The organism is Pseudomonas sp. TH07 (genome assembly GCF_016651285.1).
Classification (GTDB): Bacteria; Pseudomonadota; Gammaproteobacteria; order Pseudomonadales; family Pseudomonadaceae; genus Aquipseudomonas.
In genome coordinates this window covers 5,398,403-5,423,518 of sequence record NZ_JAEKED010000001.1, presented here as the reverse complement: position 1 = coordinate 5,423,518, position 25,116 = coordinate 5,398,403, and the positions used below count along the sequence as shown (strand labels likewise).

General features: G+C 55.1%; 24 protein-coding genes and 1 pseudogene. 20 read left to right on the top strand and 5 right to left on the bottom strand.

The annotated features are described in order from the left end of the window. The first annotated feature begins 27 nt into the window (after nt 1–27). The 14 genes from JFU57_RS24805 (at nt 28) to JFU57_RS24740 (ending at nt 15,026) form a co-directional block, all read left to right on the top strand. Nucleotides 28–300, top strand: coding sequence for a DUF1799 domain-containing protein (locus tag JFU57_RS24805; protein WP_020300105.1), 273 nt, complete (start codon nt 28–30; stop codon nt 298–300). After that, entirely contained in the window at nt 297–3,590 is a 3,294-nt protein-coding gene (locus JFU57_RS24800) for a phage tail tape measure protein (RefSeq protein ID WP_201131089.1), read from the top strand. The genes JFU57_RS24805 and JFU57_RS24800 overlap by 4 nt, the downstream gene beginning before the upstream one ends. A 3-nt stretch (nt 3,591–3,593) precedes the next feature. Further along, nucleotides 3,594–3,932 (top strand): phage tail protein, encoded by a 339-nt coding sequence (locus tag JFU57_RS24795; RefSeq protein ID WP_201131088.1) that lies wholly within the window; start codon nt 3,594–3,596, stop codon nt 3,930–3,932. 11 nt (nt 3,933–3,943) lie between these two features. Next, nucleotides 3,944–4,696, top strand: coding sequence for a phage minor tail protein L (locus JFU57_RS24790; protein ID WP_201131087.1), 753 nt, complete (start codon nt 3,944–3,946; stop codon nt 4,694–4,696). A 2-nt stretch (nt 4,697–4,698) separates the two neighbouring features. Beyond that, nucleotides 4,699–5,463, top strand: coding sequence for a C40 family peptidase (locus JFU57_RS24785; protein WP_201131086.1), 765 nt, complete (start codon nt 4,699–4,701; stop codon nt 5,461–5,463). A 170-nt stretch (nt 5,464–5,633) separates the two neighbouring features. Next, nucleotides 5,634–6,020: a lipoprotein gene (locus JFU57_RS24780; RefSeq protein WP_201131085.1), complete on the top strand. Its 387-nt coding sequence runs from the start codon at nt 5,634–5,636 to the stop codon at nt 6,018–6,020. Between the two features lie 553 nt (nt 6,021–6,573). Continuing rightward, nucleotides 6,574–6,996 (top strand): hypothetical protein, encoded by a 423-nt coding sequence (locus JFU57_RS24775; RefSeq protein ID WP_201131084.1) that lies wholly within the window; start codon nt 6,574–6,576, stop codon nt 6,994–6,996. Between the two features lie 55 nt (nt 6,997–7,051). Next, nucleotides 7,052–7,645: a tail assembly protein gene (locus JFU57_RS24770; protein ID WP_201131083.1), complete on the top strand. Its 594-nt coding sequence runs from the start codon at nt 7,052–7,054 to the stop codon at nt 7,643–7,645. Between the two features lie 59 nt (nt 7,646–7,704). Further along, the gene (locus JFU57_RS24765; RefSeq protein WP_201131082.1) at nt 7,705–11,277 is read left to right on the top strand and encodes a host specificity protein J; all 3,573 of its coding nucleotides are present in this window, start codon (nt 7,705–7,707) and stop codon (nt 11,275–11,277) included. A 347-nt stretch (nt 11,278–11,624) separates the two neighbouring features. Next, nucleotides 11,625–12,254, top strand: a complete 630-nt coding sequence (locus JFU57_RS24760) for a hypothetical protein (protein WP_201131081.1) — start codon at nt 11,625–11,627, stop codon at nt 12,252–12,254. A 9-nt stretch (nt 12,255–12,263) separates the two neighbouring features. Then, nucleotides 12,264–13,490, top strand: coding sequence for a hypothetical protein (locus tag JFU57_RS33330; RefSeq protein ID WP_242487520.1), 1,227 nt, complete (start codon nt 12,264–12,266; stop codon nt 13,488–13,490). Further along, the gene (locus JFU57_RS24750; RefSeq protein ID WP_201131080.1) at nt 13,487–13,870 is read left to right on the top strand and encodes a hypothetical protein; all 384 of its coding nucleotides are present in this window, start codon (nt 13,487–13,489) and stop codon (nt 13,868–13,870) included. Before JFU57_RS33330 ends, JFU57_RS24750 begins: the two co-directional genes overlap by 4 nt. Nucleotides 13,871–13,920: 50 nt before the next feature. After that, a complete protein-coding gene (locus JFU57_RS24745; RefSeq protein ID WP_201131079.1) occupies nt 13,921–14,526 on the top strand; it encodes a glycoside hydrolase family 19 protein in 606 nt (201 codons plus the stop codon). After that, nucleotides 14,523–15,026: a DUF2514 family protein gene (locus JFU57_RS24740; protein WP_201131078.1), complete on the top strand. Its 504-nt coding sequence runs from the start codon at nt 14,523–14,525 to the stop codon at nt 15,024–15,026. Before JFU57_RS24745 ends, JFU57_RS24740 begins: the two co-directional genes overlap by 4 nt. 188 nt (nt 15,027–15,214) lie before the next feature. Here the strand turns inward: JFU57_RS24740 and JFU57_RS24735 are convergent, their stop codons facing one another. Further along, nucleotides 15,215–15,781 carry a hypothetical protein gene (locus JFU57_RS24735; RefSeq protein ID WP_201131077.1) on the bottom strand — a complete coding sequence of 189 codons (567 nt, stop codon included), beginning with the start codon at nt 15,779–15,781 and terminating at the stop codon, nt 15,215–15,217. Nucleotides 15,782–16,052: 271 nt separating this feature from the next. On the opposite strand from JFU57_RS24735, the pseudogene JFU57_RS33325 reads away from it, so the two are divergent. Continuing rightward, nucleotides 16,053–16,316 (top strand): annotated as a pseudogene (locus JFU57_RS33325) (lysis protein); the annotation flags it as partial. Between the two features lie 140 nt (nt 16,317–16,456). Here the strand turns inward: JFU57_RS33325 and JFU57_RS24730 are convergent. Beyond that, nucleotides 16,457–17,155, bottom strand: a complete 699-nt coding sequence (locus JFU57_RS24730) for an SOS response-associated peptidase family protein (RefSeq protein ID WP_201131076.1) — start codon at nt 17,153–17,155, stop codon at nt 16,457–16,459. Between the two features lie 82 nt (nt 17,156–17,237). Between JFU57_RS24730 and JFU57_RS24725 the strand changes: the two genes are divergently transcribed. From JFU57_RS24725 to JFU57_RS24705, 5 genes are all read left to right on the top strand, one after another. Beyond that, nucleotides 17,238–17,447: a hypothetical protein gene (locus JFU57_RS24725; protein WP_201131075.1), complete on the top strand. Its 210-nt coding sequence runs from the start codon at nt 17,238–17,240 to the stop codon at nt 17,445–17,447. Between the two features lie 96 nt (nt 17,448–17,543). Continuing rightward, nucleotides 17,544–17,969 (top strand): LexA family protein, encoded by a 426-nt coding sequence (locus JFU57_RS24720; protein WP_201131074.1) that lies wholly within the window; start codon nt 17,544–17,546, stop codon nt 17,967–17,969. Then, nucleotides 17,962–19,239 (top strand): translesion error-prone DNA polymerase V subunit UmuC, encoded by a 1,278-nt coding sequence (umuC, locus tag JFU57_RS24715; RefSeq protein ID WP_201131073.1) that lies wholly within the window; start codon nt 17,962–17,964, stop codon nt 19,237–19,239. The genes JFU57_RS24720 and umuC overlap by 8 nt, the downstream gene beginning before the upstream one ends. 198 nt (nt 19,240–19,437) lie before the next feature. Next, nucleotides 19,438–20,736 carry a DNA-processing protein DprA gene (locus JFU57_RS24710; RefSeq protein WP_242487521.1) on the top strand — a complete coding sequence of 433 codons (1,299 nt, stop codon included), beginning with the start codon at nt 19,438–19,440 and terminating at the stop codon, nt 20,734–20,736. A gap of 43 nt (nt 20,737–20,779) precedes the next feature. Next, nucleotides 20,780–21,913: a phosphoribosyltransferase gene (locus JFU57_RS24705; protein ID WP_201131072.1), complete on the top strand. Its 1,134-nt coding sequence runs from the start codon at nt 20,780–20,782 to the stop codon at nt 21,911–21,913. A gap of 185 nt (nt 21,914–22,098) precedes the next feature. On the opposite strand, the gene JFU57_RS24700 is transcribed toward JFU57_RS24705, so the two are convergent. The 3 genes from JFU57_RS24700 to JFU57_RS24690 form a co-directional block, all read right to left on the bottom strand. Next, nucleotides 22,099–22,944 (bottom strand): LPO_1073/Vpar_1526 family protein, encoded by an 846-nt coding sequence (locus JFU57_RS24700; protein ID WP_201131071.1) that lies wholly within the window; start codon nt 22,942–22,944, stop codon nt 22,099–22,101. An 8-nt stretch (nt 22,945–22,952) separates the two neighbouring features. Continuing rightward, the gene (locus JFU57_RS24695) at nt 22,953–23,177 is read right to left on the bottom strand and encodes a hypothetical protein (protein WP_201131070.1); all 225 of its coding nucleotides are present in this window, start codon (nt 23,175–23,177) and stop codon (nt 22,953–22,955) included. A 1,102-nt stretch (nt 23,178–24,279) separates the two neighbouring features. After that, nucleotides 24,280–24,678: a hypothetical protein gene (locus JFU57_RS24690; protein WP_201131069.1), complete on the bottom strand. Its 399-nt coding sequence runs from the start codon at nt 24,676–24,678 to the stop codon at nt 24,280–24,282. Between the last annotated feature and the right edge of the window lie 438 nt (nt 24,679–25,116).

Sequence of the window (25,116 nt, the reverse complement as noted above, 5' to 3'; positions counted from 1 at the left end):
TACGCGCAAGGTCCTTCGGCTGAAGAGTTGAAGACCTTTGGCTTCTTGGTCGGCGATCTCTCCGGACAGGACTGTGAGGTCTGGCCAGATAACTGGCCGGCCTTCACCGTCTTCGAGGCAATGAGTACCCAATGGCGCGTGGGCGCGTGCGGCGCTACTGGCCTGGACTATGCCGTCCTTCCGAGCGTCATTCGAATGTGTGGTGTGCCCGCCAGCGAACGGCAAAGCATCTTCAGCGATATCCGGCACATGGAAGCTGAGGCCCTGCAGGTGATGGCGGAACAGAGAGACAACAAATGAGCACCAACTTCGCATCGCTTGGCATTGCTGTTGAGTCGTCGCAGGCGGTCAAGGCTACCAATGACCTGGATAAACTGGTCGATGCGGCCGAAGGAGCAGAGAAGGCCGTCGACGACCTTGGTAAGGCGGGGGAAGGCCTGGCCAACACCGGTAGGAAGATCAGCCAAGCGGAGGCGGAGGCCGCCCAGGGCATCGATAAAGCTACCAGCGCCAAGGAGCGCCAGGTTGACGCCAGCCGGAAGGCCGGGACAAGCGCCGCCAGTGAAATCGCCATCATCAGCCAGCTCGACAGGGCGATGACCGGCAACATCGATAGCATGGAGAAGTTGATCCAGGCAGAGGGACTGCTGGAGCGAGCCCGCAAGGGCGGCTTGGTCACCATTGAACAGCAGGAGGCCTATCAAGACCGTCTCGGAAAGTCCTTCGACAAGATCGAGAAAGCCGAAGCTCGGGAGTTGGCGCAGAAAAATCGGCTAGTTGAGGCTGAAAATCGTCGAATCGAAGCGCTGAAACGCACGGTCAACAGCATTGACCCTATGGTTGCAAAACTGGCCAGGCTGGAGGCTCGTGAAAAGGCGCTTAACGATCTGTATAAGGCCGGGGGAATCAACGCCGAGGATTATGCTGAAAGACTGGCAACAATTGGCAAAGACCGATCTGGGATTACTGAAACCACCAGTGCATTCGACAAACTGAAGCTCGGCACGCGCCAAGCGCAAGAAAACGTCATGCAACTGAGTAATGCGCTTTCCTCGGGCGACTGGGGAAGCGGGGCCAGAGCAATTGCACAGCTGGGAGCCGGGGCGGGGGCTTCTGCGAAAAGCATGGCGGCATTGCTACTGCCTGCTGGCGCGCTTGCCGGAGTGATTGGCGGGCTGGGCTACGCGTTCTTCGACGCGATGAAACAGGCCCGGGAATTCAACAGCGCAATCAATGGCGGATCGAATGACGCTGGTCAGACGATATCCAGCCTTAAGGCGATGAGCGAATCGGCTGGCATGCTGACTGGCAATTTGTCTGGCGCTCGCGAAGCCGTGATAGCTCTTGCCTCTGGCGCCGCTACCAGCGGTACTCAGATGCAAAATCTGGCACAGGCAGCCTCTGCGATCGGCGAGGTCACCGGTAAAGGAGCAGGTGATATTGCCAAGTCGTTGGCAAACGCTGGCGACACCGCTACAGAGGCCGCCTCAAAGATCAGTGACCAGTACGGCCTGCTGACGTTTGAGCAGTACCAAGTGATCAAGGCGATCGATGATCAAGGCGATCATCAGCGCGCCCTGGATGTGCTGAGCGAGAATCTGAACCAATCGGCTCAGGAGCGGCTGAAAGCTTACCGGGCATCGCTATCTGATATTGAGCGCGACTGGGATGACATCAAGGTCGCTATCAAGGGGGCTTATTCGGCGATTCGGTCGGAGGTCTTTCCTGATCTTGCCAAGCAAATCGAGATTACCCAGCGGGTGCTGGACACGCGCAAAGGTGGCGGTGTTGCGGGAGCTGTTTCCAACGGGCTCAGTTCGCTCAACTCCTTCTTGGGTTTGGGTGACGGCGAGAATGACGACTCGACGCCGGCATTGGAGGCCAAGCTCGCTGCGCTCAAAGCTCGGCAATCTGCCAGTGAAGGACTGACTGCAACGATAGGCGAGAACACTCACACGAACAGAGAACTGATTGCGGTCCAGAAGGAACTGGACAAGCAAATGGATAACTTGAACCCGTTGGCCAAGCGCCAGGAGGCCTACAAGAAGCTCGACGATCAGTTCAAAACGCTCTATCAGGACTCGGAAAAGACTGGACAGAAGTCGGCGCTGCTGGATGGTGTTCAGTTTGACGGGAAGAAGTTTTTCGGCGGTGCATACGATCAGTTGCGCAAGGCGATCGACGAGCAGAAGAAGGACCCAAAGTCTGCCGCTGGCTCCGTCGACCTAACTGCTTTCAACGACTCCAAGAATACGCTCACCGGCATCCTGGCCGAGTACAAGAATGCCCAGAAGGAACTGGACGCCGCCCAGAAGGCTGGCCTGGTCTCTCAGGCCGATTACCTGCTGAAGCGCCAGGCCATGATCGGCAACGAGCGCGACGAGGTTTCGGCGGCGTATGAAGCTGAGATTGCAGCGCTCGAGGCTACAAAAGGGAAGGCCGGCACATCGGCTGCGCAGCGTATCCAGCTGGACCAGAAGATCGCAGATGCGCGTGCGGCCATGGTCAAGGCGCAGAAGGATGCTGATAGTCAGTTGGATGTTCTGGCGGCGAACGAGACTGGCCGCTTGGCTCAGCAAGAACGAGCGATCACAACCTATGTTCAGGCACTGGCTCAGCAACAACGAGCACTGGAGTTGGGCGGCCGGCGTGCGGTCATCGGCGTCGGCCAGGGTGACCGCCAGAACGCTCTAAACGGCGAACTTAACAGTCAGCAAGACCGCTTTGCTCAGCAGTCGCTTGAACTGGCCAACCAGAAGTCTGACCCCTCGCGGAACATGTCGGAGGAGGAGTTCAAGCGCAAGTCGCAGGCTCTCGCTGACGCAAACAAGGCCGCCACCGACCAGATTCGGCAGAACTATGCCGACGTCGAGGCGGCGCAGAGTGATTGGACCAAGGGGGCGACATCGGCTTGGGCCAACTACCTGGATTCGGCGCGGGACATTGCCGGGCAGACCAAGAGCCTGTTCACCAACGCCTTCAGCTCAATGGAGGATGCCGTAGTCAACTTTGCCATGACCGGGAAGCTCTCGTTTGCGGACTTCACCAAGTCGATACTCGCTGACATGGCTCGCATTGCTACCCGCCAGGCTAGCTCGGCGCTATTGAGTAGCTTGGTGGGTGCAACAGCCAGCTACTTCACCGGAAGTGGCTCAACTCCGACTTCTGCTGGCTCCACTCCGGCTGGGTATACCGGTGTCGACTTCTCTGGCTACAGAGCTGCCGGCGGACCGGTCGATCCAAACTCTCTGTATCAGGTGAATGAGCTTGGTCCCGAACTCTATAGCGAGGGGGGGAAGTCCTACCTGATGACCGGTGCAAACGGCGGTAGCGTGACGCCGCTGACTGCTGGTGGTGGGCCTGGGATGGCTGCGATGACTGGCCGCGGGGGTAGCGGCGGGACCACGGTGAGCCTCACCATGCCGATCATGGTCATTACGGACGAAGAGTCGGGCAAGTCGGAAGGCGACGAGCTTGATACAGAGCTGTTCCAGCGAAATATGCAGGAGCGGATGCGGACTGTTGCGAGAGAAGAGATCGCCAAGTCGTGGCGCCAAGGCGGCGTGAGCAGCCGAAACGTAAAAGGATGATTTATGGCAATCGAACGATTTACCTGGGCGACGGAGAAGGGCGCGGAGGGTGAGATCAAACAGCGCGTTCGCACCAAGCAGTTTGGCGATGGCTACGCGCAGTCAACCGAGGACGGGATCAACAACAAATCCCAGTCCTGGCCGGTCACCTTCACCGGCATGAAGGATCGGATCAAAGACATCATGGACTTCATCGATCGGCACAAGGGGGCAAAGGGATTCCTCTGGGAGCCCCCCCTGGGCGATCTGGGCCTCTACAAGTGCAACGGCTATAAGCCAGTCCACCGCGGCGGCTCGGTCTACGCAATCACCGCAACCTTCGAACAAACCTTCCACCCCTGAGATAACCACCCATGGCACTGATCACGGACATCCAGAAACTGGAGCCCGGCGCCGAGATTCGCCTGTTCGAAATTGACGGGACGGAGTACGGCGCGGATTACCTGCGTTTCCACGGGCATGCGATCCCGCACACGCCGGACGAGTTGTTGGCCTACGAGCATTCGGAGGATGACCTGCCCGCCAAGTCGATTTGGTGGCAGGGCGCCGAGTACGCAGCCTGGCCCGTGCAGATCGAGGGCATTGCCTCGGGCAGTGACGGCACGGCGACCAGGCCAACGTTCGCCGCTGGCAACATCAACGGCCGCGTCACTGCGCTGTGCCTGGCTTTCGAGGATCTGTTGAAGTTCAAGCTGACTGTTCGAGAGACCCTCGCTCAGTACCTGGACGCGGCGAACTTCCCCGACGGAAACCCAACTGCAGACCCGACTCAGGAAGCATTGGAAATCTGGTACATCGACCAGAAAACCAGCGAGGACGGCGAGGCCGTGGTCTGGGAGCTGTCTTCACCGGGCGAGATTGATAACCACGGTCTACCGGGCCGGCAGATGACGACGTTCTGCCACTGGGCGATGACCAATGGTTACCGTGGGCCAGATTGCGGCTACACCGGAGCGGCCATGTTCGACGATGAGGACAACCCAACGGATGACCCGGCCCTGGACCAATGCAAGGGCTGTTTGTCGTCCTGCAAGTTGCGCTTCGGTGAGAACAACGAGCTCAGTTTTGGTGGATTCCCCGCCGTGAGCTTGATCGCCAGGAGTTGAAAATGCTCAAGCACATCATTGCAGCCATCCGGGCGCACGCGGCCGAGCAGTACCCGAAAGAGTGCTGCGGTCTGCTGCTGTCGATCGGCCGCAAACAGAAGTATTTTCCGTGCCGGAATATCGCCTCGGAGCCGAACGATGAGTTCCGGCTCGATCCCGAGGACTACGCCGCGGCGGAAGACCTTGGTGAGGTGATCGGCATTGTCCACTCGCACCCGGATGCCACCAGCAGGCCGTCACCGCATGACTTGGCCATGTGTGAAGCCACGGCCTTGCCCTGGCATATTTTGAGTTGGCCAGAGGGTGACCTGCGAACGATAACGCCGATCGGCAACACGCCTTTGCTCAAGCGCCCCTTTGTACACGGCGCCTGGGACTGCTGGCAGGTCTGCGCTGATTGGTACCGGCGCGAATGGGGGATTGAGTTCGAAGCCTTCCAGCGTGCTGATGGCTGGTGGGAGAGCGCGGAGAACGCCAGCCTGTACGAGCAGCATTACGAGGCCGCCGGCTTTGTTCGCGTTGACCAACCGCAACGCGGCGACATGATTGTCATGCAGGTAGGGCGGGCAGTTCACCCAAACCATGCTGGGATCTACCTGGGTACTAATCCATCGCTACCAGGGGAAGAGTCGGGCACGTTCGGCCCCGGCCCATTCCTTCTGCACCACCTGTACGGCAGGCCGTCCGAAATCATCGTCTATGGCGGTCCCTGGCATGACCGAACGCGACTGATCCTCAGGCACAAAGATGCAAAACAACCAGCATGATGCGGCAAGGCCGCAGGAGGAAAGTATGCAAGCAGGCAGCCAAGTCCAGACGCATTTTCCTTTGCGAGCAGAAGATATCCCGGTTTCAGCCTCATTGGTCGTACCCGCGCTGGGCTTTTTGCATCTGCTCCCTCAGTGCTACAGTCCTGCCAAACCAGAGAGGGAACGACATGCGGATCTTGATAGCTGCGGTAGCGGTGGCGATGCTGGCAGGATGCTCTAACACTCCAATATCAGCTGATAAGGCTGACCCTTTGCCACCAAACCGAATTTACGCCTTCAAGCAAAAAAGTGATTCTGAGTTAGTTGTTACCCGTGACAGTGGAATGTATCAAGTTGGTCTGAAAATCAAGCTATATGTTGACGGGACACTGGCAGCAGATTTCGGGCAAGGTGAGGTAGGAAGATTTGGCTTAACTCAAGGTACACATATTCTAGCGGTCAGTGATGGTTCGGTATTGGTTGAGTCGGAGATTGAGTTGTTGCCTGGGCAAACGATGAGGCGCAGGATTTCTATAACTATGCAAGGGATTGAGCTTTCTCCAACTGCAATATGAATGTCGACTGGGAGTGGTAGATGTTTAATAGTGGCTTTAAGATCTTATGTCCTCTGATAGGTACTGCTTTGCTTGCTAGTCTTCTGATTGGATGCTCTGGGAAACCAGTGACAGCCCAAGAAGCAAAACCAATTTCTTTGGATCGTCAGTTCGCTTACAGTGAAAATGACGAGGCGACACTAGTCGTAACTCGAGATAAAGGCGGGTACGAGGGTAAAGGAGCTATTAATGTCGACTTTTCGATTGACGGAAAGCCAGCTGCTGCGATACGGCCGCGCGAGGTAGTAAAGTTCGGCCTCAAGGCTGGAACACATATCCTCGGGGTCTCTCTTAAGGGGTCGCCAGTGGTTGAGCGCGAAGTGAACTTAAAGGCTGGGGATGTAATTAGGCGTCGTATAACATATTACAATAATCTTGATATTACGCCGACAGCATTCAAGTGAGGAGTTTGAGGTTTTTTCTATATAAGTTGAGAGGCTTTGCTTGGCGTGCGGCAATCATTTTTCGCTTCAGTCTCAATATATAATGCTTTGTTTATTTATTAAGGGGTGATATGCGATTTCTCGTAGTAATAGTTGCGGTGGCGATGCTGGCGGGGTGTGCTTCGTCTGCGATTTCAGTGAGGGATGCGAAGCCAGTGCCTTCGGATGAGGTTTATGCCTTTCAGACAAAGCCGGCTGGTGAAAGCGGGAAGGTCACGGTTGTTCGCGACTCCGGTGCTGTTGGTTCGGGCTGCGATATTGTCGTCTATGTAGACGGGCGCAAGGCTGCGAAAATTGGTACCGGTCAGCGGGCTACCTTTTACCTTCCGCCAGGCTCACCAAGCCTCGGTGCCGGGCTTGCCGGATCAGGGCTGTGTGCAGGCGCTGCAATTCGCTCCATCGCGGCCACAGTGCAGACTGGCAAGGAAAGCCTATATCGCATCAGCGGAGATTTGGCCGGCTTCTACATTGGCCCCTACGTCGACTACGACTGAAAAACGAAATCATTAAGCCGCCTCCGGGCGGTTTTTTTATTGCCCGGAGAAAGTGATGCAGGTATCAGCGATCAACTACCAACCGATGACAACTATTCGCCTGCATGGGCAACTGAGGCAGTTCGGTAAGTCTTTCAGGCTCGCGGTGAAGTCTCCGGCCGAGGCCATTAAGGCCCTGTGTGTCCAAATTCCTGGCTTCGAGCGCTTCCTGTCGAACTCCAAGTCGCGAGGTCTGGAGTTCGCAGTTTTCCGCGACAAGCGCAACATCAGCGAGAAGGAGCTTACCTACAGCGGTGCCGGTGATATTCGTATTGCGCCAGTGGTGGTGGGCAGCAAACGGGGGGGAGTCCTTCAAACAATCGTCGGCGCGATTCTGATCGTCGTCGGTGTCATATTTTCAGCCACACCGTTCGGCACTCCGCTCATTGGCGCCGGTATTGGCCTTGTCGCTGGCGGCGTTATCCAAATGCTGAGTCCACAAGCCTCAGGCCTCAAAACCAGCGCCGCGCCAGAGAACACGCCGGGCTACGCTTTCGGCAGCGCCAAGAACACCACGGCTTCCGGTAACCCAGTTTCGCTCTGCGCAGGCCGCCGCCGGTGGGGTGGCGCAATCATCAGTGCAGCCATCTACGCCGAAGACCAGATGTAGTCGCAACACTTAACACCGCAGCCGCCCATGAGGCGGTTTTTTATTGCCTGGAGAAAAGTATGGGCGCAGCAGAGAAGATCGAGATCCAAGGCGCCAAAGGCGGTTCAGATAAACCCAAAACGCCTACCGAGGCGCCGGATAGCCTTCGCTCTGTTGCCATCGCCAAAATGCTGATCGCTGTGGGTGAGGGTGATTTTGAAGGCATTCCCACCGGCCGCGACATCCTTCTCGACAACACGCCATTGCAAGACCCACAGGGGAGCATGAACTTCCCGAACGTGAAGTGGGAGTGGCGCACTGGGGCGGTGGACCAAACCTACATTCAGGGCATCCCATCGGTAGAGAATGAGACAACGATCAGCACCGAATTGCGTAGCGGCACGCCGTGGGTGCGTGCGATCTCCAATATCCAGCTTTCGGCCGTACGCGTGCGTTTCGCATGGCCGGCTCTGCAGTCCGTTGATTCCGGCGGCAACATCAACGGTTATGCGATCGGCTACAAGGTTGAGTTGGCCACGGACGGCGGCGCTTACCAGGAAGTGCTGAACGAGGCGGTATCTGGCAAGACCACCAGCCTCTATGAGCGCACCCGTCGTATCAATTTGCCGCGAGCTACGACTGGCTGGCTGCTGCGGATCACTCGTCTGACCCCAAACCAGAACAACAACAAAATCTCCGACACCATGCAGATCGCTGGTTTCACGGAGGTGATCGACGCCAAGATCCGGTACCCGAACACTGCACTGCTTTACATTGAGTTTTCAGCCGAGCAGTTCCGCAGCATCCCTGCGGTGACCGTAGAGTGCGATGGCCGGAAGTGGCAGGTACCGACCAACTACGATCCTCGGACCCGCTCCTATTCGGGTATTTGGGACGGCACCTTTAAAGAGGCGTGGACCGACAACCCGGTCTGGCACACCTACGGTATCACCACGAACGACCGTTTCGGCCTTGGCCGTCGTATCAAGCCGTGGATGGTGGACAAGTGGGAGCTGTACCGCATCTCGCAGTACTGCGACCAGCTGGTGCCGGACGGGAAGGGTGGCCAGGAGCCGCGATTCATTTGCAACCTGAACCTGCAGAGCAAGGCCGACGCCTGGTCGCTGCTGCGTGATATCTCGGCGATCTACCGAGGCATGACTTACTGGGCCCAGGGCCAGGTATTCACCCTGGCGGATATGCCGCGCGCGACCGACTTCGACTTCGCCTACACCCGGGCGAATGTGATCGACGGCAAGTTCACTTACTCGAGTGCATCTGAGCGCACCAGGTACACCCGCGCGCTGATCAGCTACGACAACCCGGCAAACAATTACGACACGGACGTCACACCTGTGACCGATCCGAAGCTTCAGCGCCGCTACGGCGACAACCCGCTGGAGATCAGCGCGATCGGCTGCACACGCGAATCTGAGGCGCAGCGCCGCGGTAAGTGGGCATTGCTTACGAACTCCAAGGACAGGGCTGTTACGTTCAAAGTCGGTTTGGATGGGCGCATCCCGCTGCCTGGCTACGTGATCCCCATCGCGGACGAATTGCTTGCGGGTCGGCCGGTGGGCGGGCGCATCTCGGCGGTGAACGGCAAGGTCATCACGCTGGACCGTGATACCCAGGCCAAGCCCGGCGATCGCCTGATTCTCAACCTGCCAGATGGCAAGTGCGAAGGGCGCACCGTTGAGCTTGTGAGCGGCCGGCAGGTCACGGTCACGGTGGCTTATTCCGTGACGCCCGAGCCGGAGCTGGTATGGGCGCTGGATGCTGACGACCTGGCAATCCCGCTTTATCGAGTAGTGAGTGTTGCTCGGCCAGAGCCTGGCGTTTTCGAAATCTCGGCAGTTCAGTACGACCCGAGCAAGTTCGATCACATCGACACCGGCGCGCGATTGGAGGAGCGGCCAATCAGCGTTGTACCGACCACCGTGGTGCCGGCGCCGTCGAGTGTCGACATCACGTCGAACTACTCGGTGGACCAGGGCCTGGCGGTCAATACCATGAACGTCTCCTGGCCTGCTGTGACCGGTGCAGTCGCGTACGACGTGGAGTGGCGTAAGGACAACGGCAACTGGATCAAGCTGCAGCGGACTGGATCGACCAGCGTAGACGTCACTGGCATTTACTCGGGCGCTTACCTGGCCCGGGTCCGCTCGGTGAGCGCCTTCGAGATCTCCTCGATCTGGAAGAGCTCCAACCTGACCAACCTGGAAGGCAAAACGGGCCTGCCGCCGGCGGTGGCGTTCCTGTCCACCACCAGCGAACTGTTCGGCATCGGAATTCGGTGGGGCTTCCCACCAGGCGCCGAGGACACCCAGCGCACCGAACTGTGGTATGGCCAGGCCAATGATCTGTCGGTGGCCACCAAGCTGGCCGACTTAGCGCACCCGCAAAGCAACTACAGCATGCAGGCGCTTTCTGCCGGCGCTCAGTTCTTCTTCTGGGCGCGCCTGGTGGACCGCACCGGCAATGTCGGTCCGTTCTATCCCGTCGGCAATGGCGTGATGGGGATGGCCAGTGCCGACGCGGCGCCGGTGCTGGAGTTGATCGCCGGGCAGATCGGCCGCACTGAGCTGGGCGACGACATCAACGATGAACTCGACAAGATCCCCGGGTTGCAGGCGCAGATCGATGCGCTCGACGGGCTGTCGGCCTACGACCCCGATTCGGTCTACCTCGAGGGCGACCTGGTGGTGGTCGGCAAGCGGATCTATCAGGCCACCAAGCTGGTGCCGGTCGATACCTCGCCGCCGAACATCGACTACTGGGTGGACGTTGGCCAGGTGCTGGTCACGGCCAATGGCCTGGCGCGCCAGGTGGAGACCAACACCACCAGCATCACTGAGCTGGGTGGTGTGGTCACCGCCCAGGCGTCGAGCCTCCAGGCGCTGCAGGCGTCCTATCGGGACGACAACGGGGAGGGCGATCTTGCCGATGCGCTCCAGGGCTACAACGCTTCGGCGAGTTTCGCGCAGGAAGTGAAGACGCGCGCCTCGCAGAACGAGGCCATGGTGCAGCGGCAGACCGAGCTCAGCGCAAAGGTGGGCGAAGTCAGCGGCTCAGTGAGCGAGCTCGAGAGCGTTGTTGTGAGCGATCGACAGGCGACAGCCCAGGCCATCCAGCAGATCGGCGTCAAGATCGAGCATAACTCTGCGGATATCCAAACGGTAAGCCGGGCCCAGGCCGACACCGACGGCAAGTTTTCCACGATGTACTCGGTGAAGATGCAGGTTAACGCCGACGGCCAGTTGGTGGCGGCTGGTTTTGGTCTGGGTATTGAGCAGGACGAAGAGGGAGTGCTTCGAAGCCAGTTCCTGGTGAGTGCGGATCGATTCGCGATCGTCAGTACGCTGGCTGGCGGCCAGGTCTTCACGCCTTTCACCGTGCAAGGCGGCCAGGTGTTTATGCGCTCGGCGTTCATCCAGGACGCTTCGATTGGCGTGGCAAAGCTGACCCAGAGTATCCAGTCGGCCAACTACGTCCCGGGGAAAACCGGACTGATGATCAATTTCGTCACCGGTGAGTTTGAGTTAAACAGCACCGTCGGTGTTGGTGGGCGCCAAACCATCAATCACCGCGGCGGCAAAGTCTTCGACGAGAACGATGCCAAGCGCTTCCAGTGGGGAGATCTTTCCGCATGAGCTATGGGATAAGGGTATGGGGCCCAACCGGCAATCTTGAACTGGATGAGAACTCGTTCACGGTAAGAGTTGTGTATTCAGGGCTTGTCAGCAGAGGAGTACCTAATAACTCAGGGCCTAGGAATACCTACATAAGTATTCCCGGAGTCAGCCCATCAACACACTCTGCTGTATGCCTCCCAATTGGCGCATACCCCCAAGACCCAAATGCGCAAAATGCCTATGCGGTTCAGTTTGAGCCACAAGTTGTCGAGGGCGGGGTTTATGTTTGGTTTGGCAATCGATCCCACTCTACTGCGGTGATTGGCCTGGGAATACAAAGGCTTTTGGTTATGAAGGATAGATAGATGTCTTATGGTCTTGAATTTACCAACAACAATAACGTAGTTACTTTAGATTCTGAGTTTTCAAGATTGGTCGTTTTGCAATCCGGTAGGTATGCAGGGGGCGCCGGCTTCTCCCCCGCGGTTACCACGCAGGAGCCGCCCCTGGTATTTGTCAGGCCGGATGCAAGTACCACGTTTCAATATGCAACCATTAGTGGCGGCCCTGGCAACTGGACGGGGTTTTCTTTTATTGGGGGCGGTGGAGGAAAATTCTTCTGCGCCGCGTTCCAATCAAGAGAGGTTGCAACTTATGGATTTCGAATTTGGGATGGGAGCTCCAAACTTCTATTTGACAGCGGAACGCCTTGTGCACAGTTCACGCGAACGATAACAAACTGGACTTACATAGGTTCATCTACTGTTGGTCAGGGTCAAAGAAGGAGTAACTGGACGGCTTACTCGCCTCTTGATACCGGAGACTACATGTTGATAAATACCATTGGCATGGACGTTGGAAGCTCTAGTACAACATACGCAAAACTATACTGTACCTGGGAGTACGAAAATAACAGGGTTGTACCTTTCATTGTAGGGGTTAGTAACTCTTTATCTTTCTATATCCCAATTGTGTTCGCTAAGCCCATCTCTTAGGACAAACAAATGACATGGTATAAAACGGGCACGGTTTCCGTAACCCAAGGTTCTAATGCCGTTATTGGTGCGGGCACCTCCTTCATTGCAAACTCGCGAGTGGGTGATGCATTCCGAGGACCTGACGGTGAATGGTACGAAGTCACCAACATCGCGAGTGACATCGCTCTGTCCATCGCGCCGAGTTATCAGGGCGAGCCTGTTTCAGGTGGGGTCTATTCGCTCGCACCCATGCAGGGCTACGTCAAAGACTCGGCCGACGCACTGCGCGCAGCGACCAGTGTGATTGCCAGCGGCGTGGCGGACATGCAAGAGCAAGTCACGGCCGCGACCGAAGCTGCAGCGACCGCGGCTCAGGCTAAAGACGTGGCTGTGGCCAAGGCGGATATCGCAACTGCTGCCGCTGACCTGTCGACCCAGAACAAGGAGTCGACCTCGCAGGATGCGACGTCAGCCGGTCAAGCGGCTCTGCGGGCCGAGGCGGCAAGGGATGCCGTCGTTGGTTCTGAGGAGGCGGCAGCGGCGTCGGCTCAGGCTGCTGCGGAGTCTGCGGAAGAAGCCGAAATAGTCACCCGTGGTAAGGCAGCCAGCGGCGCGAACAGCGATATTACGTCGCTCTCCGGGCTCACTACGGCGCTGAGCGTGGAGCAGGGCGGTACGGGTTCGACAACGGGTGTTCCGACCCTGGTGGGGGCTACGGCTTCGACTGCCGGGGCAAAAGGTCTGGTGCCGGCTCCGGTCGCGGGTGATCAGGCAAAATTTCTCGCAGGGGATGGGACCTATAGAGCTGTAGCAGCTGGCGTGGCCTGGGGGGGAATAGCCGGAAGCCTGGCCGATCAATTGGACTTGAAAGCGGCTCTGGACCTCAAGTTAAACACTTCGGCGTTCGGAGCAACAATCGTATACCCAAACGGTGGCACAGAGGCTGCCCCGGCACTTGCTCAGGTAAACAGCCGTTATCTTGTAGCAAACCCCTACCCCGGTTTCTTCGTTGCCTGTTATGCGCAAATTCGAATTTCCGGTAACTGGGGCAACCCTGAATTTGTCGGAACCGGGACCGGCTCATCAATAGGGGTCCGCGCTAACCTGTTCGGCGCCAACATCGTAGTTCAAACAGGCACCGGGTTTATCGGCACGTCGAGCAACCAAACAGGCGATCCTTTCGGGATTTCAGGAGCTAACACCGTCCCGTCTCCGATTCGCGTTATCGTAGTCAAAACAGGACTTGCCCTATGATAGTTTTTGCGAGAATCGGGTTTAATGATCAAACTATTATCGAGACGGAAGACCTGCCCGAGGGGTTCACTGTTGGCATGGTTGAGATGGTCGGGCCGCGCCCTGAAGATGAATTTTCAGCCTTGTATGTCGCTCTTGAAAATGGGACGTGGGCGATTTCGGAAAGTCTGAAACGCTCAAAACTGTCCACTCTCGAGGACGTATGGCGCGCAATCGAGATGCCTATCGCTCGCGAAAACGTGACGGCCATCGAATTCGGAGATGACCAAATCCCCGGCACCGCCGCCGATTGGAAAGCCTACTGGCTCGCACTGCGAGCGTGGACCGAAAGCGCCGAGGGCTACCCTGATTCAACCCACCGGCCACTCAAGCCAGCCTGATACACCGCCACCCGCCATCGAGCGGGTTTATTTTTGCCTGAGGAAACACCATGCCGATCACCCAGCAGCAGTTGCTGCAGATCCTTCCCCAAGCCCGCCAAGTCGCGGGCTTTTTTGTGCCCGCGCTGAATGCAGCGATGGCGCGCTTCAAGATCAACTCCCCGGTGCGCATGTCTGCCTTCATCGCCCAGGTCGGGCATGAGTCCGGCCAGTTGACGCGGATGGTGGAGAACCTGAACTACAGCGCCGATCGGCTCCAGGCGGTTTGGCCAAATCGCTTTGACGCCATCCTGGCCGCGCAAGTGGCACGCAAGCCGGACCAGATCGCGAACATCGCGTACGGCGGCCGGATGGGTAACGCGTTGCCTGGCGACGGCTGGAAGTACCGAGGCCGGGGCCTGATCCAGCTGACCGGTGCGAACAACTACCGTGCAGCCGGCGGCGCCCTGGGCCTTGACCTGGTGAATCACCCTGAACTGGTGGAGCAGCCCGAGACTGCCGCCCTGGTCGCTGGTTGGTTCTGGCAGTCGAATGGCCTCAATGAGCTGGCCGACTCGGGGCAGTTCGCCAAGATCACCCGAACTATCAACGGCGGGCTGACTGGCCAGACGGACCGCGTAGCGCTGCGCGACCTGGCCGCGAAGGTGCTGGCGTGATCAGCCTTCGCACCGCGGGTGCGGCGATCTGTCTGGCGCTTGTGGCTGTTGCCGTCTGGGGCGCCTACGAGCATGGCCGCTCAACAATGGATGATGAGTGGAAAATCCGCTGGGCCGACCGTGACGCCGGCGACAAACAGGCCTGGGCCCTGGCCGAAGTCGCCGAGCGCGAAAAGGAACAGGCCCATCAACGATCAATCACCAAGGCGGCAGAAGATGGACAACGTAGGAACGATGAGGCTTTTGCTGCTGGTGCCGCTGTTCGCGCTGATCGTGGCGTGCGGGACGAAGCGGATCGAACCGCCAGCAGTACCGCAAGTGAGGCCCGCAGCCATTCCTGCACTGCCGCCGCAAGCGAGGCAGCTTCCCGCGCCGTCCTGGTGCTTGCCGACGTGTTCAAGCTCGCTGATGAAAGAGCGGGAGACCTGGCGGCAGATGCTGATCAAAGCCGGGGAAGGGGTCTGAACTGCGAGCAGGCTTATGATGGTCTTGGGAAATAGGCATTGCGTTTGGTCGGCAGTACGTCAGTAGATCGCTCAAGGTGACGAATACGTTATCGACTAGACGTCGGCAGCGGATAGTCTAAGAGAGAGTTAATGATTGTAATGTTGAGTTGGATGTGGGAGCGAGGTGACTCGATCCCACGGATTTTCTTTGTAAGCTAAACTAGCTTTTCACTGCGCTTGATTTACCAGCGGTACTCTGGGTAGTCGTCCTGGTGAACCCAAAGATGTCCATATTTGGCCCGCCAGATTCCATCTGACTCGGATATCCAGGAGTAGTCAGGGTTTGTATTGTACATTACAGTTCCTTTGCCGCCCTCCTTCATAATTAAAAGTGTGATGGTGGAGGCCCCTAGCATTCCCGCGACCCCGCTGGGGGATAGAAACATTCCAAGTACGTCTTGGCTGCTGGCGTCAACGTGGTCGTTTGGAGATATAGAGACGCTATATTTCATTACTTGATCAATAATTGTGTGGGCTGCTTCAGTTGGGCGTGAACCAGCCGAAATAGTGCCTAACACAATCTTTCTACAAACGTTTAGCAACTTAAAAAGGTCGGACGTTTTACTGATTTCACTCGGTAGTTCTGCGCACTCTATTCCAGCTTTAATTTCGGTAAATCCCAATACTATGAATCCAACATCAAATGCAAAATCAGCAATAGCCCAGTACGGGTTTTCACACGCCAATACATAAACATTTTCGCTGCAGTTGTTGGAGACATAAACGTGTTGGTTTATTCCAAAAGTCATATTCTTTCCTCAGTCCGTTGAGTTTTTTAATTTTTAGCAATGTGTCAATCCCAAGTGTAGTCTGTGGTTAACCTTTTACAAGACAGGTTACACAAATTTACAGTCATTAAGATTTTCTGATGTTTAGGCTTAATTCAGCCGCTAACTGGAATTTATTTGCCGCAGCTGTATAGACCCTCTTCGCATATCAGGTCTTATCTCGATCTCCCGGATTCTGTTTGTGCTTAGGTTTTCGGATTACCGGCTGTTGTAAAGAGCTTGAGTTGTGCGATCCGAAACCGATCAGGCTCGCCTGTGTGACCGGCTGGCTACTGCTGATGTGCGGCTGTCAGTCCTTATCGACGCCGACGAGTCGGCCGGTGGTTGTACAGTGCCAGCCGGCTCCGGCGGCGTGGTTCATGGAAGAACACGTGCCCGACTTGATCCAGCGACTGCTCAACGAGTTATCGCCATCGCCGGAGACGGCGATCAAGGACTGATCGCCTTACGGGCATGCCAGGCATACGCTCGGGAAATAAGCACGCTGAAACGATGATGGGAACTTGCACGCCGCCTATGCTCTAACTATCAACTTTTTTGAGATGATGCTGGTGCATTGATGGATAAGCGGCTTGCTGGCCTGTCGTTTCTACTGACTTTGGCGTGGGTCTGTGCGGTCGCGCTTGTATTTTGGATTTACTCATTGGATTGATCAGGCTCTATCAACTCCGGGCCCTGATTCTTCACATTGCCTACGGCCTTTCCGACTGGGTACCACTCAAACTCTTCAGTGGGTTGGCACAGGTTTTTGGCTATTTCCTCAGCACGCTCGGGCGATAGCTCTGGGTCGAGCCACTCGTTCGCATGCTCAGGTGTCAGTACAAGCGGCCGGCGGTCGTGGATATCGACCATCCCTGAATCACTCGCCGCTGTGATGATCACAAAACCATCCCCTTGGTGCGGCTCCAGCCCGGGGTGAACTTGGGCCAGGGCGCCGAAGAACATGGGCCGCCCGCTCTTTAAGCGGATGAAGTAGGGCTGTTTCTTCTTGGGATCATCGGGATCCTTTACCCACTCATACCACCCTTCGCTGGGTACGATGGCACGGCCATTTGGCCAGAGCTGTTTGAAGAACTTGCCGGTGGTAACGGTCTCAACCCGGGCATTGATCGGGTCAGGTCGCTTTCCCTTCGCCCAAAAGGGCGCCCATCCCCAATGGACTGCATCTATATGCAGGCCGTCCTCTTGGCCGTGCAGCACTTGCACGCGCGTCGAAGGTGCGACGTTGAACCGGTTGATCGGTTGAGCGTCGTAACCGCTGAACAGCTTGAGCTGCGGGCTCAGCTCTTCCATGTAGACCGCTATCCCCTCGAATTGTACGAAGCGTCCGCACATCGCTGCCTCCACATGTCGGAAGTACTGAACGGCCCGGCGTGGCCGTTTTCAATACGGTAGACCCCGACCGGTGCGCATCGTCATGAAAATCGACATCCAAAAAATCAACGAGCTTGAAGCGTGGTACGCGCTATTCAACGACCCTGAGTTTTTAGCCGGGAGCCCTGAAGATCGCTACGACGCCAGGTTGGCCCTTGCTGATGACCTGGTGGCGCGGGGCGTGATCGACAAGTGGGAGTGGAAAGAGCTTATGGAAGAGGCTGACGCTGGATACGCTGACGAGCTCGGCTGATATCAATCCGCCTGTCAGATAAGTCCTACACGGAAATTGACCGCAAGCAGTTCTCACAGTTAACTGTACATTCGTACAGTATTGAGCGACTGCGTCATGAGCTTTTCAATTTTAGGCCCTATCGCCGAGGGCGGCCGGAAGCTGCCGCTGTGCCTCTTCCAAGTCCCTGCCGGGTTTCCATCGCCGGCGGCTGACCACATCGAGGCGCATATCTCATTGGATGAGGTTCTAAATATCCGTGCTCCCCATGTCTACCTGGTGTCGATCATCGGTGACAGCATGCAGGGGGCAGGAATCTATGAAGGGGATCTGGCCGTGGTCGACCGCTCGATTGAGCCGGCCCACGGGCATGTCGTCGTTGCGTTGCTGAACAATGATCCCGTCTGCAAGCGCCTATGCAAACGCGGTAAGGAAGTAGTCCTGCTGTCCGAGAATCCTAAGTATCCGGCCCGCTATGTCCTGGAAGGCGACGAGCTCTCTATATGGGGTGTGATTACCAGCACAGTGCGCAGCCATGTCTAAAGCCCCGCCTGTTTTTGCCCTGATCGATTGCAACAGCTTCTACGCCAGCTGCGAGCGGGTCTTTCGGCCGGACCTGGCCAAGGTCCCGATTGTGGTGCTTTCGAATAATGACGGCTGTGTCATCGCCCGCAGCTACGACGCCAAGCCCTTTATCAAGATGGGCGAGCCGTATTTCCAGATCAAACAGAAACTTCGCCAGCACGGCATCATCCCGTTCTCATCGAACTACGCGCTTTACGGCGACATGAGCGAGCGAGTAATGACGCTGATCGAGTCAATGGTGCCAGCGGTCGAGGTCTACAGCATTGATGAGGCCTTCGCCGACCTTACGGGGATCGACGGCCTGGACGGGCTCGGCCGGCAGATCCGGGCCCAGGTGCTGCGCTGCACCGGCATACCGGTCGGCGTCGGTATTGCTCACACCAAGACCTTGGCCAAGCTGGCCAACCACACAGCGAAGCGCCTGCAGGCTCAAACCGGTGGCGTCGTGAACATCTGTGACCAGGTCAAGCGGGACTGGGTATTGCGCAACACCGACGTGTCAGAGGTCTGGGGTGTTGGCCGGCGAATGAAAGCGCACCTGGACGCCATGGGCATCAAGACTGCGATGGACCTGGCCAAGGCCGACCCCTGGACGCTACGCAAGAACTTCAGCGTGGTGATCGAGAAGACAGCGCGGGAGCTGGCCGGGACGCCGTGCCTGGAGCTGGATGAGCCCGATCCGCCGAAACAGGAGATCTGCTGCAGTCGGATGTTCGGCAAGCGTCTCAAGGAGCTGGCACCGATCAAAGAGGCCGTGGCCACCTACATGATGCGCGCCTCGGAAAAGCTCCGCGCCCAGAACTCACTGTGCAAAAAGATTCGCGTCAGCATCCGCACCGGCATGTTCAATCCGGAGGAGGCCAAGTACGCCAATGGCGTGATAGTGGACCTGCCATACCCGACCGACGATGTCCGGTTGCTGACCAAGGCCGCGGTTGACGCCGTCGATCGTGTGTTCAGGCCCGGCTTCAAATACAGCAAAGCGGAAGTGATGCTGCTGAACCTGTGCCAGCCTGGCGAGTACACCGACGATCTCTTCGCCATCTCACAGCCAGCCGAAGCCACGAGGGTGATGGCGGTCCTTGATCAGATTAATGGCCGGTGGGGTAGGGGAACACTTCGATCGGCCAGCGTACCAACCAATCCTGATTGGGGTATGCGGCGAGGGATGATGAGCCAGAGCTACACCACGAAGCTTGATCAGCTTTGGGTAATCGCGTGCAGATAGGCATTTGATGCGAATACGCTATAGCTCGTTTTTCCGGTGATATCGTGCTTGAAACAGGCGGAGGTGGCCAATACCTAAAATCAAGGCTGGAATTAGAGACGGGTCGCGGGTTGGGTAATAGGAACTGCTCGCTTCACATGAGGTAATCTCACCTAGATGGGGCACTTACCGATGTCCCCATGATGGAAAGTTCGAAAAATGTTCCTTGCTCTGTGCGATTCTATTGACTACGTTATGAATCGCACAGCAGGGACGAGGGCAACAGAGTCAATGAAGGCGGCCGATGTGTCATTAGAAAAACGCGAATATTGGCGAAATGAAAAAATAGCTTTTCTTGCGCTCTCTACGTTAAAGGGTGTTGGGTTTTGGACACTCTACAAACTAGCTAAATCAGGCGTTAGCTTTAAGGAGGTTCTGAGAGAGCCGGAAGGTAAACTCATCGATAAGTTTTATGACTTTGATGAGGGGGCTGCTAGCATTGTAGCGCAACAAGATACTCTCTGGCAGAAAGGGTTGGTGTTAGCACGCAGCCTATATTCAGAAAATATTCGACTGATTTTTAAAGAAGAAGTCGGTTTCCCTCCTAAGTTGAAAAGTATACCCGATGCTCCGTATTGGATTTTTGTTCAAGGGGACGTGGGGGCTTTATTCTGCAAGTCTGTTGCCATAGTCGGAACTAGACAACCTAGTGAGGACGGGGTTTTTTTATCTAAGCTGGTTCTTGCTGCATTAGTAAAATTTAAATGTGTAACGGTTAGTGGGCTGGCGATGGGGGTGGATCAACTTGCACATCTCGGCTCAATTCGTTACGGGCTAAAAACTATAGCGGTGTTGGGGACGGGTATTTTAGGGAACTATCCAAAGGGTTCCGAGGGTTTGAGAAGGAAAATTTTAGATGGTGGCGGATGTGTGATCTCCGAATACTTACCGCATCAGTCATATAGTGCCGAAAATTTCATACGTCGAAATAGGTTGCAAGCGGCATTGTGTGATTTATTAATTCCTGTCGAGTGGGGGGTAAAGAGTGGGACAGCTCACACCGTAAGGTTTGCTGCGAAGTATGAGAAAGTAATATTAAATCTCTATTTACCTCTCACGTATGAGTTAAAGCCTGAACTCGAATTCTCGGAGCAGCAATATGGTGCGGCATCTATTGAAATGCCAGCTGAGATTCCACAGTTTGAAGATTTTATCTATAGGTATGTGAGCGAAGACCTATTTTTTGATTCTGGGAATATTTCAGATGATGTGGGTAGTGATGATTTTGAGGTTTTTGAAAAAGCCAACCTCGATGGCGAATCTGATTGCTCAGAATCAGACGAAATTTTAATCGTTCTGGACGAGACGAAAGATGAATTTGCTTCACCCGATGGAGGCACTAGCTCTTCATTAGCTGAACGAATAGGCAGTAATGAGAATATTAATGTCGATGTCGATGTTAAAGCTCAGAGGGAAGGAAAGGATGAAGAAGGTAAGCAATTCAAATTGAAAATTTAGTTAAGTATTTATAGATAATTTGTATTTCATAAAGGAAGAATGGATGCTTATCTTAATGTCCTCTCCAAATGCAGTTATTCGCAATGGAGTTGTTGATCCGGAATTGGTCAAGGTTTTGGCTGAAACTCGTGCCGCCAATAACCCTGTGGGATTGGTTTCAAACGGAGCAGAGCCTGAATGGTTTGCTGCGGCATTCGCGGGTACTTCAGTTCAGTTCTTGCAATGCAAAGGGCGTCAGAACGGAGATGTCATAGCAAGAAATGCTGAGAAGTTTAAGCTCAGTGATCATGATGTGATTGTATTGGCAGTAAAGGACGAAGATGTCCAGATGGGCAAAAATGGTGGCGCTGTTCTGGTTGCGGCAGGATGGTCTAATGCGAATCAAGTAAAAAGTCTTGGTATTCGAGTTGACGATTATAATCAGTTGAGAGAGGTCATACAGCTTACTGCTAGTTGGAGGGGGGAGTGGTGGTATAAAGCTGAGGCTTCTGGTTATCAGGTTTTAGCTCTGGCGGACCTCTCTGAGTACGGTAAAGATATAACTCAACAGATTTTTGGAAAAAAACTTACAGCGACTGTAAAGAATGGTGGGAGTCGGTTAAATGCTCTTCTTGCCGTCACTGCTCGCTCTTTATTGATGGCGGGCATAAAGGATGTGGACGGATTGATGTGGGGGGTCTATCCATCTTCAAATAGCTCCAATGTCGATGATGAAGTTCTCAGTGATTTTACGCACAGATTGCGTACCACAGTGTCTAGAGTGCATTATTCAAAGCGAGGTGAACCTCTGTTTTTCCGTCATGCTGCTTCTTCTAAGCGATCCAAAGGCGGGGGGGGGGATAGGACTGACCCTACAGAACAGGTGCAAACTATTCACATAAACCCTTTCTATAAAGGTAAAATTAAGGGCAAAAATGTAGTTGTAGTTGATGACTGTACAACTTATGGAGTTTCTTTCGGTGTTGCGGCTGCGTTTTTATTATCTGCGGGAGCTGCGTCGGTGATCGGTGTAGCCCTTGGAAAGTTTGGAAGCCAACTTAGGCAATATCAAATAAGCGTGAATGTTGATCCTTATATGCCCGTTAAGGTCGGAGGCTTTACTGTTGATTCGCAAGGTTGGCTGAAGGGTGTTGAGAATAATGCAACTCAGCAAAATCTTCTCGCTCTGATCCCTTGAGGGTTAAATTGCTTAGGCTGATTGGGTAAGCCTCCAAGTTAGAGGGAGAGCACATTGAGTGCTTATGGCGTAGATTCAGTGAGATCCATATCTCTGAAGGGATTATTCCTCGAGTATTTAATATATCCCTACACGTTTTGGGTGCGCCCGTCGTAACAGGTGCGCACTGTGGTTATTAAGTTCGATCACCGCAGCCAAATAGAAAAGTCAACATCTAAGCGTGTAGATAGCGAAGCTAGCGCAATAGCTTGCCCTACGCTCGTAAGAGTGATGCACCAAAGTTGATTCTGGCGGTACAACTCTATTATTTCGGTGTAAATTGGGGCGCCTGCGCGAAGTTCTATTTCAAAACTATTTTTGTCTATATGCCCAAATCGTTTGAAATTTTTCCAGATTTCCTCATAGAGGTCGCCCGTGCTGATGTTTAAATATGAACAAGCCCCTGTGTACTGCACGTGTAGCTTTTGCGATAACGATAGGCCTTCGCAGCTTTCAACTAATGACTTTACTCGCTGCGCCCCAACGTCCAAATCGGCGAGACACGTAATTTTGGTGAAAGTAACTGACTGGATGAAGAATGTTAGGCATAGCAGAGAAATATGCTGGGCTGTGAGCTTCGGTACAACCAATACGGCTTCAGATAGAACGATATCCTTGAAGTGATTGTTCTGAGCCGAGATCCGTTCAGTCACAAGTGTGCAAAGGACATCAGGGTTCGCAGCTTCACCACGACGAGCTGCAGCAATGACCGCGTCGTTCAAGCACGCTTGCACATCGGGGTCTCGAAATTTTGTAGGGTCAATTTGCGTTGCGGCATCGATGATCCTTTGCTCTAGCTTTGCTGAGAATTGCCGCACATGGTCTTCGGCAACTGCTTTAGCTTCTGCTCGAAGTGATGGAAAATTATTTTCTAGAAAGAGCTGACAGAGCTCCCGCACTTCTGTGAAGGACATCCCTACGCTGACATTTCCTGTCGCTTGTACAGCGATTGCTCCATTTCCAACAGTTTGATCCTGTTTGCCTCCCAACATACCTAGCCTCATTTATTGATATTAACGTCGCCGCCAGCTTGAATCCCTGTCGCGTTTGCTCCGACGTTTTGTGATTGGCTCGCTTCTGTCTTCTTGTCCAAAATAAACGTTGCTAGCAAAGTGCCAAGAGCCATGATGGCCGCAGTCACGGAGTCGAATCCAGGCTTGATAATCGCCCAAGCAAGGCACCCGATGACTCCAGCAAATAAGACTAATTTAACAACCGTTCGCATTTAAAAAATCCTGTATGAGGAGTCCATACAGGATTCTAAGGGTGTGAGTAGCTAAGGCAAGGGCTAATCACCGCTACGGAAATCTGATCGGTAGTAAAAAATTGGTGCTTAGCAAAAGTTTGTAGCCTGTAAGGCTTGTTTTATAAGGTATTCAGGAATACGTCGGCCCAATCCATCATCGGATCGACTGCGCTGACGAGGGATGGCGAAGGGGTAGAGCTAGAGCCTTATCGAGCGACGACTGTCGTTGGATTCTGAACCTCTAGGGGGGGGGCGTAAATCAGTTCCGCAATCAAAATCCTGCCCCCTCTAGGACGTGGGCTCCAGTCTTGCTAGAGTAGGGCACTTGCGGAACTGGCTCCTCATTAACTTGCTGAAAACATGGAGGTTTTATATGGATTGCAAATCCGCCTACGCCGGTTCGATTCCGACCTCGGCCTCCACTCTAAAGACCCCGTAGATCAATGATCTACGGGGTTTTTTATTGCCTGGAATTTGGGCAATCGCTTCCGCAATTAGCCTGTTTTTAGCGTCGATTTGAAGAGAAGTCTCTCTCAATTGAGCATGAGTTGAGGGTGGAGGTTGGCTTGGATGTTTGCCGTTTTTGGCTATGAACAACCTTGCCCCTCAGCCATTGTTGTATTCAAGCTAGGTTCGTGGAAGCGACAGCTTTCGGCCATAAGCGTCCCGTCAGGAGGTGCATCAGCCAAGTTCTTGTCGGGCGCAGCAGTACTATGGCTGGTCGATGGGTGAGGATTGAATCGACTTCCAGTTACGCAGCAAGAGGTCGGTGATATCGCTGGTGATTTGCATCGGCAGCGCCAGTACGTGCTGAGGGGATTGTGTTCGGTCGGCAGGACCCAGGGGAGGGGCTTGTGCGGCGCAATTTCTGCACCGCAAAGTTTTTAGGCCCCTTGGATTTAAAGGGCTGTAAGGGTAGCTACTAAGCTTGATTGCGTTGCAAAACAAAGCCTAACTATATGATCTATAACGAAAAGATTGCGGACTTAAAATCCCCCGCTCGTAAGGGCGTGCCGGTTCGATTCCGGCTTCGGGCACCATATTTATCAAGGGCTTGCGTGATTTATCAGGCGAGCCCTTTTTATTTCTGCTCCGCAATTTGATGGTTTTGGCGTGAGCCTTCCTTCGCCACAAAACCCATAGTTCCGCACGCCTCGCAGTCCTCTCTCAGCGCGAAGTGGTCTCGGCACGACGCGCACTTGCTGAAAGCCGCAGCGAGAAGAAGAGGCCGGGCTCGCAGGTACATCTCGAATTCGTGGTTTTCCAGGGCGACCTGCGCGGTGTCGAGCAGCGCCCGGTATGCGTCGGGGGCATCGATGTTCGAATACTCTTTCCCGTTGGTGCGCTGGCCGGTGATCACCGGGTCATAAATGCTGCCGTCTGGCTTTGTGATCGTCATGCCATCCATTGCCCAGGCTTCGGCGCTGGTTCTGAACACAAGCCGACGTGTTCTGTTCTCTTCTATTACCTGCGCTGCCATCTGGCCGACTAAATCCTCTGGAAAGCAAATGCTGCCGTTGAGCTTGCCTATGGGTGGGCCGCCAGCTCGCGGCATGAGGTCATAGAAGCCCCAGGCGAGTAACCGGGTTCCCAGTCATTTAGGGTTTCGACTGCATGCCAATACGCTGCGTTGGCCAGTTCGACGATTTCCAGCTTTTCCATCCGATCGATGGCGTCGGTGTCGAGCATGTCGCCCGAATTCGCGCTACAGATGGTTCTGTGGGCTTCTGGGTTCGCCACCCGCAATTCGTAGTCATCAAGGTGCTGGCGACACTTGGCTGGTTTGTGCGTGGGGGCAACTGCTTTTCTAAAGCTGTATGTGCATGCATTAAACGAGGCTAGAGGGGGGCGCGATTTGAGGCGACGAGCTGTAGCGGATTTGGTCATGACCATGTAGGCAGCCACCAGTGTCGGTGCG

Bases quoted from the DNA above. Each gene is read 5' to 3' on its own strand.
- JFU57_RS24800 (WP_201131089.1), top strand. From the start codon at position 297: ATGAGCACCAACTTCGCATCGCTTGGCATTGCTGTTGAGTCGTCGCAG.
- JFU57_RS24795 (WP_201131088.1), top strand. From the start codon at position 3,594: ATGGCAATCGAACGATTTACCTGGGCGACGGAGAAGGGCGCGGAGGGT.
- JFU57_RS24790 (WP_201131087.1), top strand. From the start codon at position 3,944: ATGGCACTGATCACGGACATCCAGAAACTGGAGCCCGGCGCCGAGATT.
- JFU57_RS24785 (WP_201131086.1), top strand. From the start codon at position 4,699: ATGCTCAAGCACATCATTGCAGCCATCCGGGCGCACGCGGCCGAGCAG.
- JFU57_RS24780 (WP_201131085.1), top strand. From the start codon at position 5,634: ATGCGGATCTTGATAGCTGCGGTAGCGGTGGCGATGCTGGCAGGATGC.
- JFU57_RS24775 (WP_201131084.1), top strand. From the start codon at position 6,574: ATGCGATTTCTCGTAGTAATAGTTGCGGTGGCGATGCTGGCGGGGTGT.
- JFU57_RS24770 (WP_201131083.1), top strand. From the start codon at position 7,052: ATGCAGGTATCAGCGATCAACTACCAACCGATGACAACTATTCGCCTG.
- JFU57_RS24765 (WP_201131082.1), top strand. From the start codon at position 7,705: ATGGGCGCAGCAGAGAAGATCGAGATCCAAGGCGCCAAAGGCGGTTCA.
- JFU57_RS24760 (WP_201131081.1), top strand. From the start codon at position 11,625: ATGTCTTATGGTCTTGAATTTACCAACAACAATAACGTAGTTACTTTA.
- JFU57_RS33330 (WP_242487520.1), top strand. From the start codon at position 12,264: ATGACATGGTATAAAACGGGCACGGTTTCCGTAACCCAAGGTTCTAAT.
- JFU57_RS24750 (WP_201131080.1), top strand. From the start codon at position 13,487: ATGATAGTTTTTGCGAGAATCGGGTTTAATGATCAAACTATTATCGAG.
- JFU57_RS24745 (WP_201131079.1), top strand. From the start codon at position 13,921: ATGCCGATCACCCAGCAGCAGTTGCTGCAGATCCTTCCCCAAGCCCGC.
- JFU57_RS24735 (WP_201131077.1), bottom strand. From the start codon at position 15,781: ATGACTTTTGGAATAAACCAACACGTTTATGTCTCCAACAACTGCAGC.
- JFU57_RS24730 (WP_201131076.1), bottom strand. From the start codon at position 17,155: ATGTGCGGACGCTTCGTACAATTCGAGGGGATAGCGGTCTACATGGAA.
- JFU57_RS24725 (WP_201131075.1), top strand. From the start codon at position 17,238: ATGAAAATCGACATCCAAAAAATCAACGAGCTTGAAGCGTGGTACGCG.
- JFU57_RS24720 (WP_201131074.1), top strand. From the start codon at position 17,544: ATGAGCTTTTCAATTTTAGGCCCTATCGCCGAGGGCGGCCGGAAGCTG.
- umuC (WP_201131073.1), top strand. From the start codon at position 17,962: ATGTCTAAAGCCCCGCCTGTTTTTGCCCTGATCGATTGCAACAGCTTC.
- JFU57_RS24710 (WP_242487521.1), top strand. From the start codon at position 19,438: ATGTTCCTTGCTCTGTGCGATTCTATTGACTACGTTATGAATCGCACA.
- JFU57_RS24705 (WP_201131072.1), top strand. From the start codon at position 20,780: ATGCTTATCTTAATGTCCTCTCCAAATGCAGTTATTCGCAATGGAGTT.
- JFU57_RS24700 (WP_201131071.1), bottom strand. From the start codon at position 22,944: ATGTTGGGAGGCAAACAGGATCAAACTGTTGGAAATGGAGCAATCGCT.
- JFU57_RS24695 (WP_201131070.1), bottom strand. From the start codon at position 23,177: ATGCGAACGGTTGTTAAATTAGTCTTATTTGCTGGAGTCATCGGGTGC.
- JFU57_RS24690 (WP_201131069.1), bottom strand. From the start codon at position 24,678: ATGGCAGCGCAGGTAATAGAAGAGAACAGAACACGTCGGCTTGTGTTC.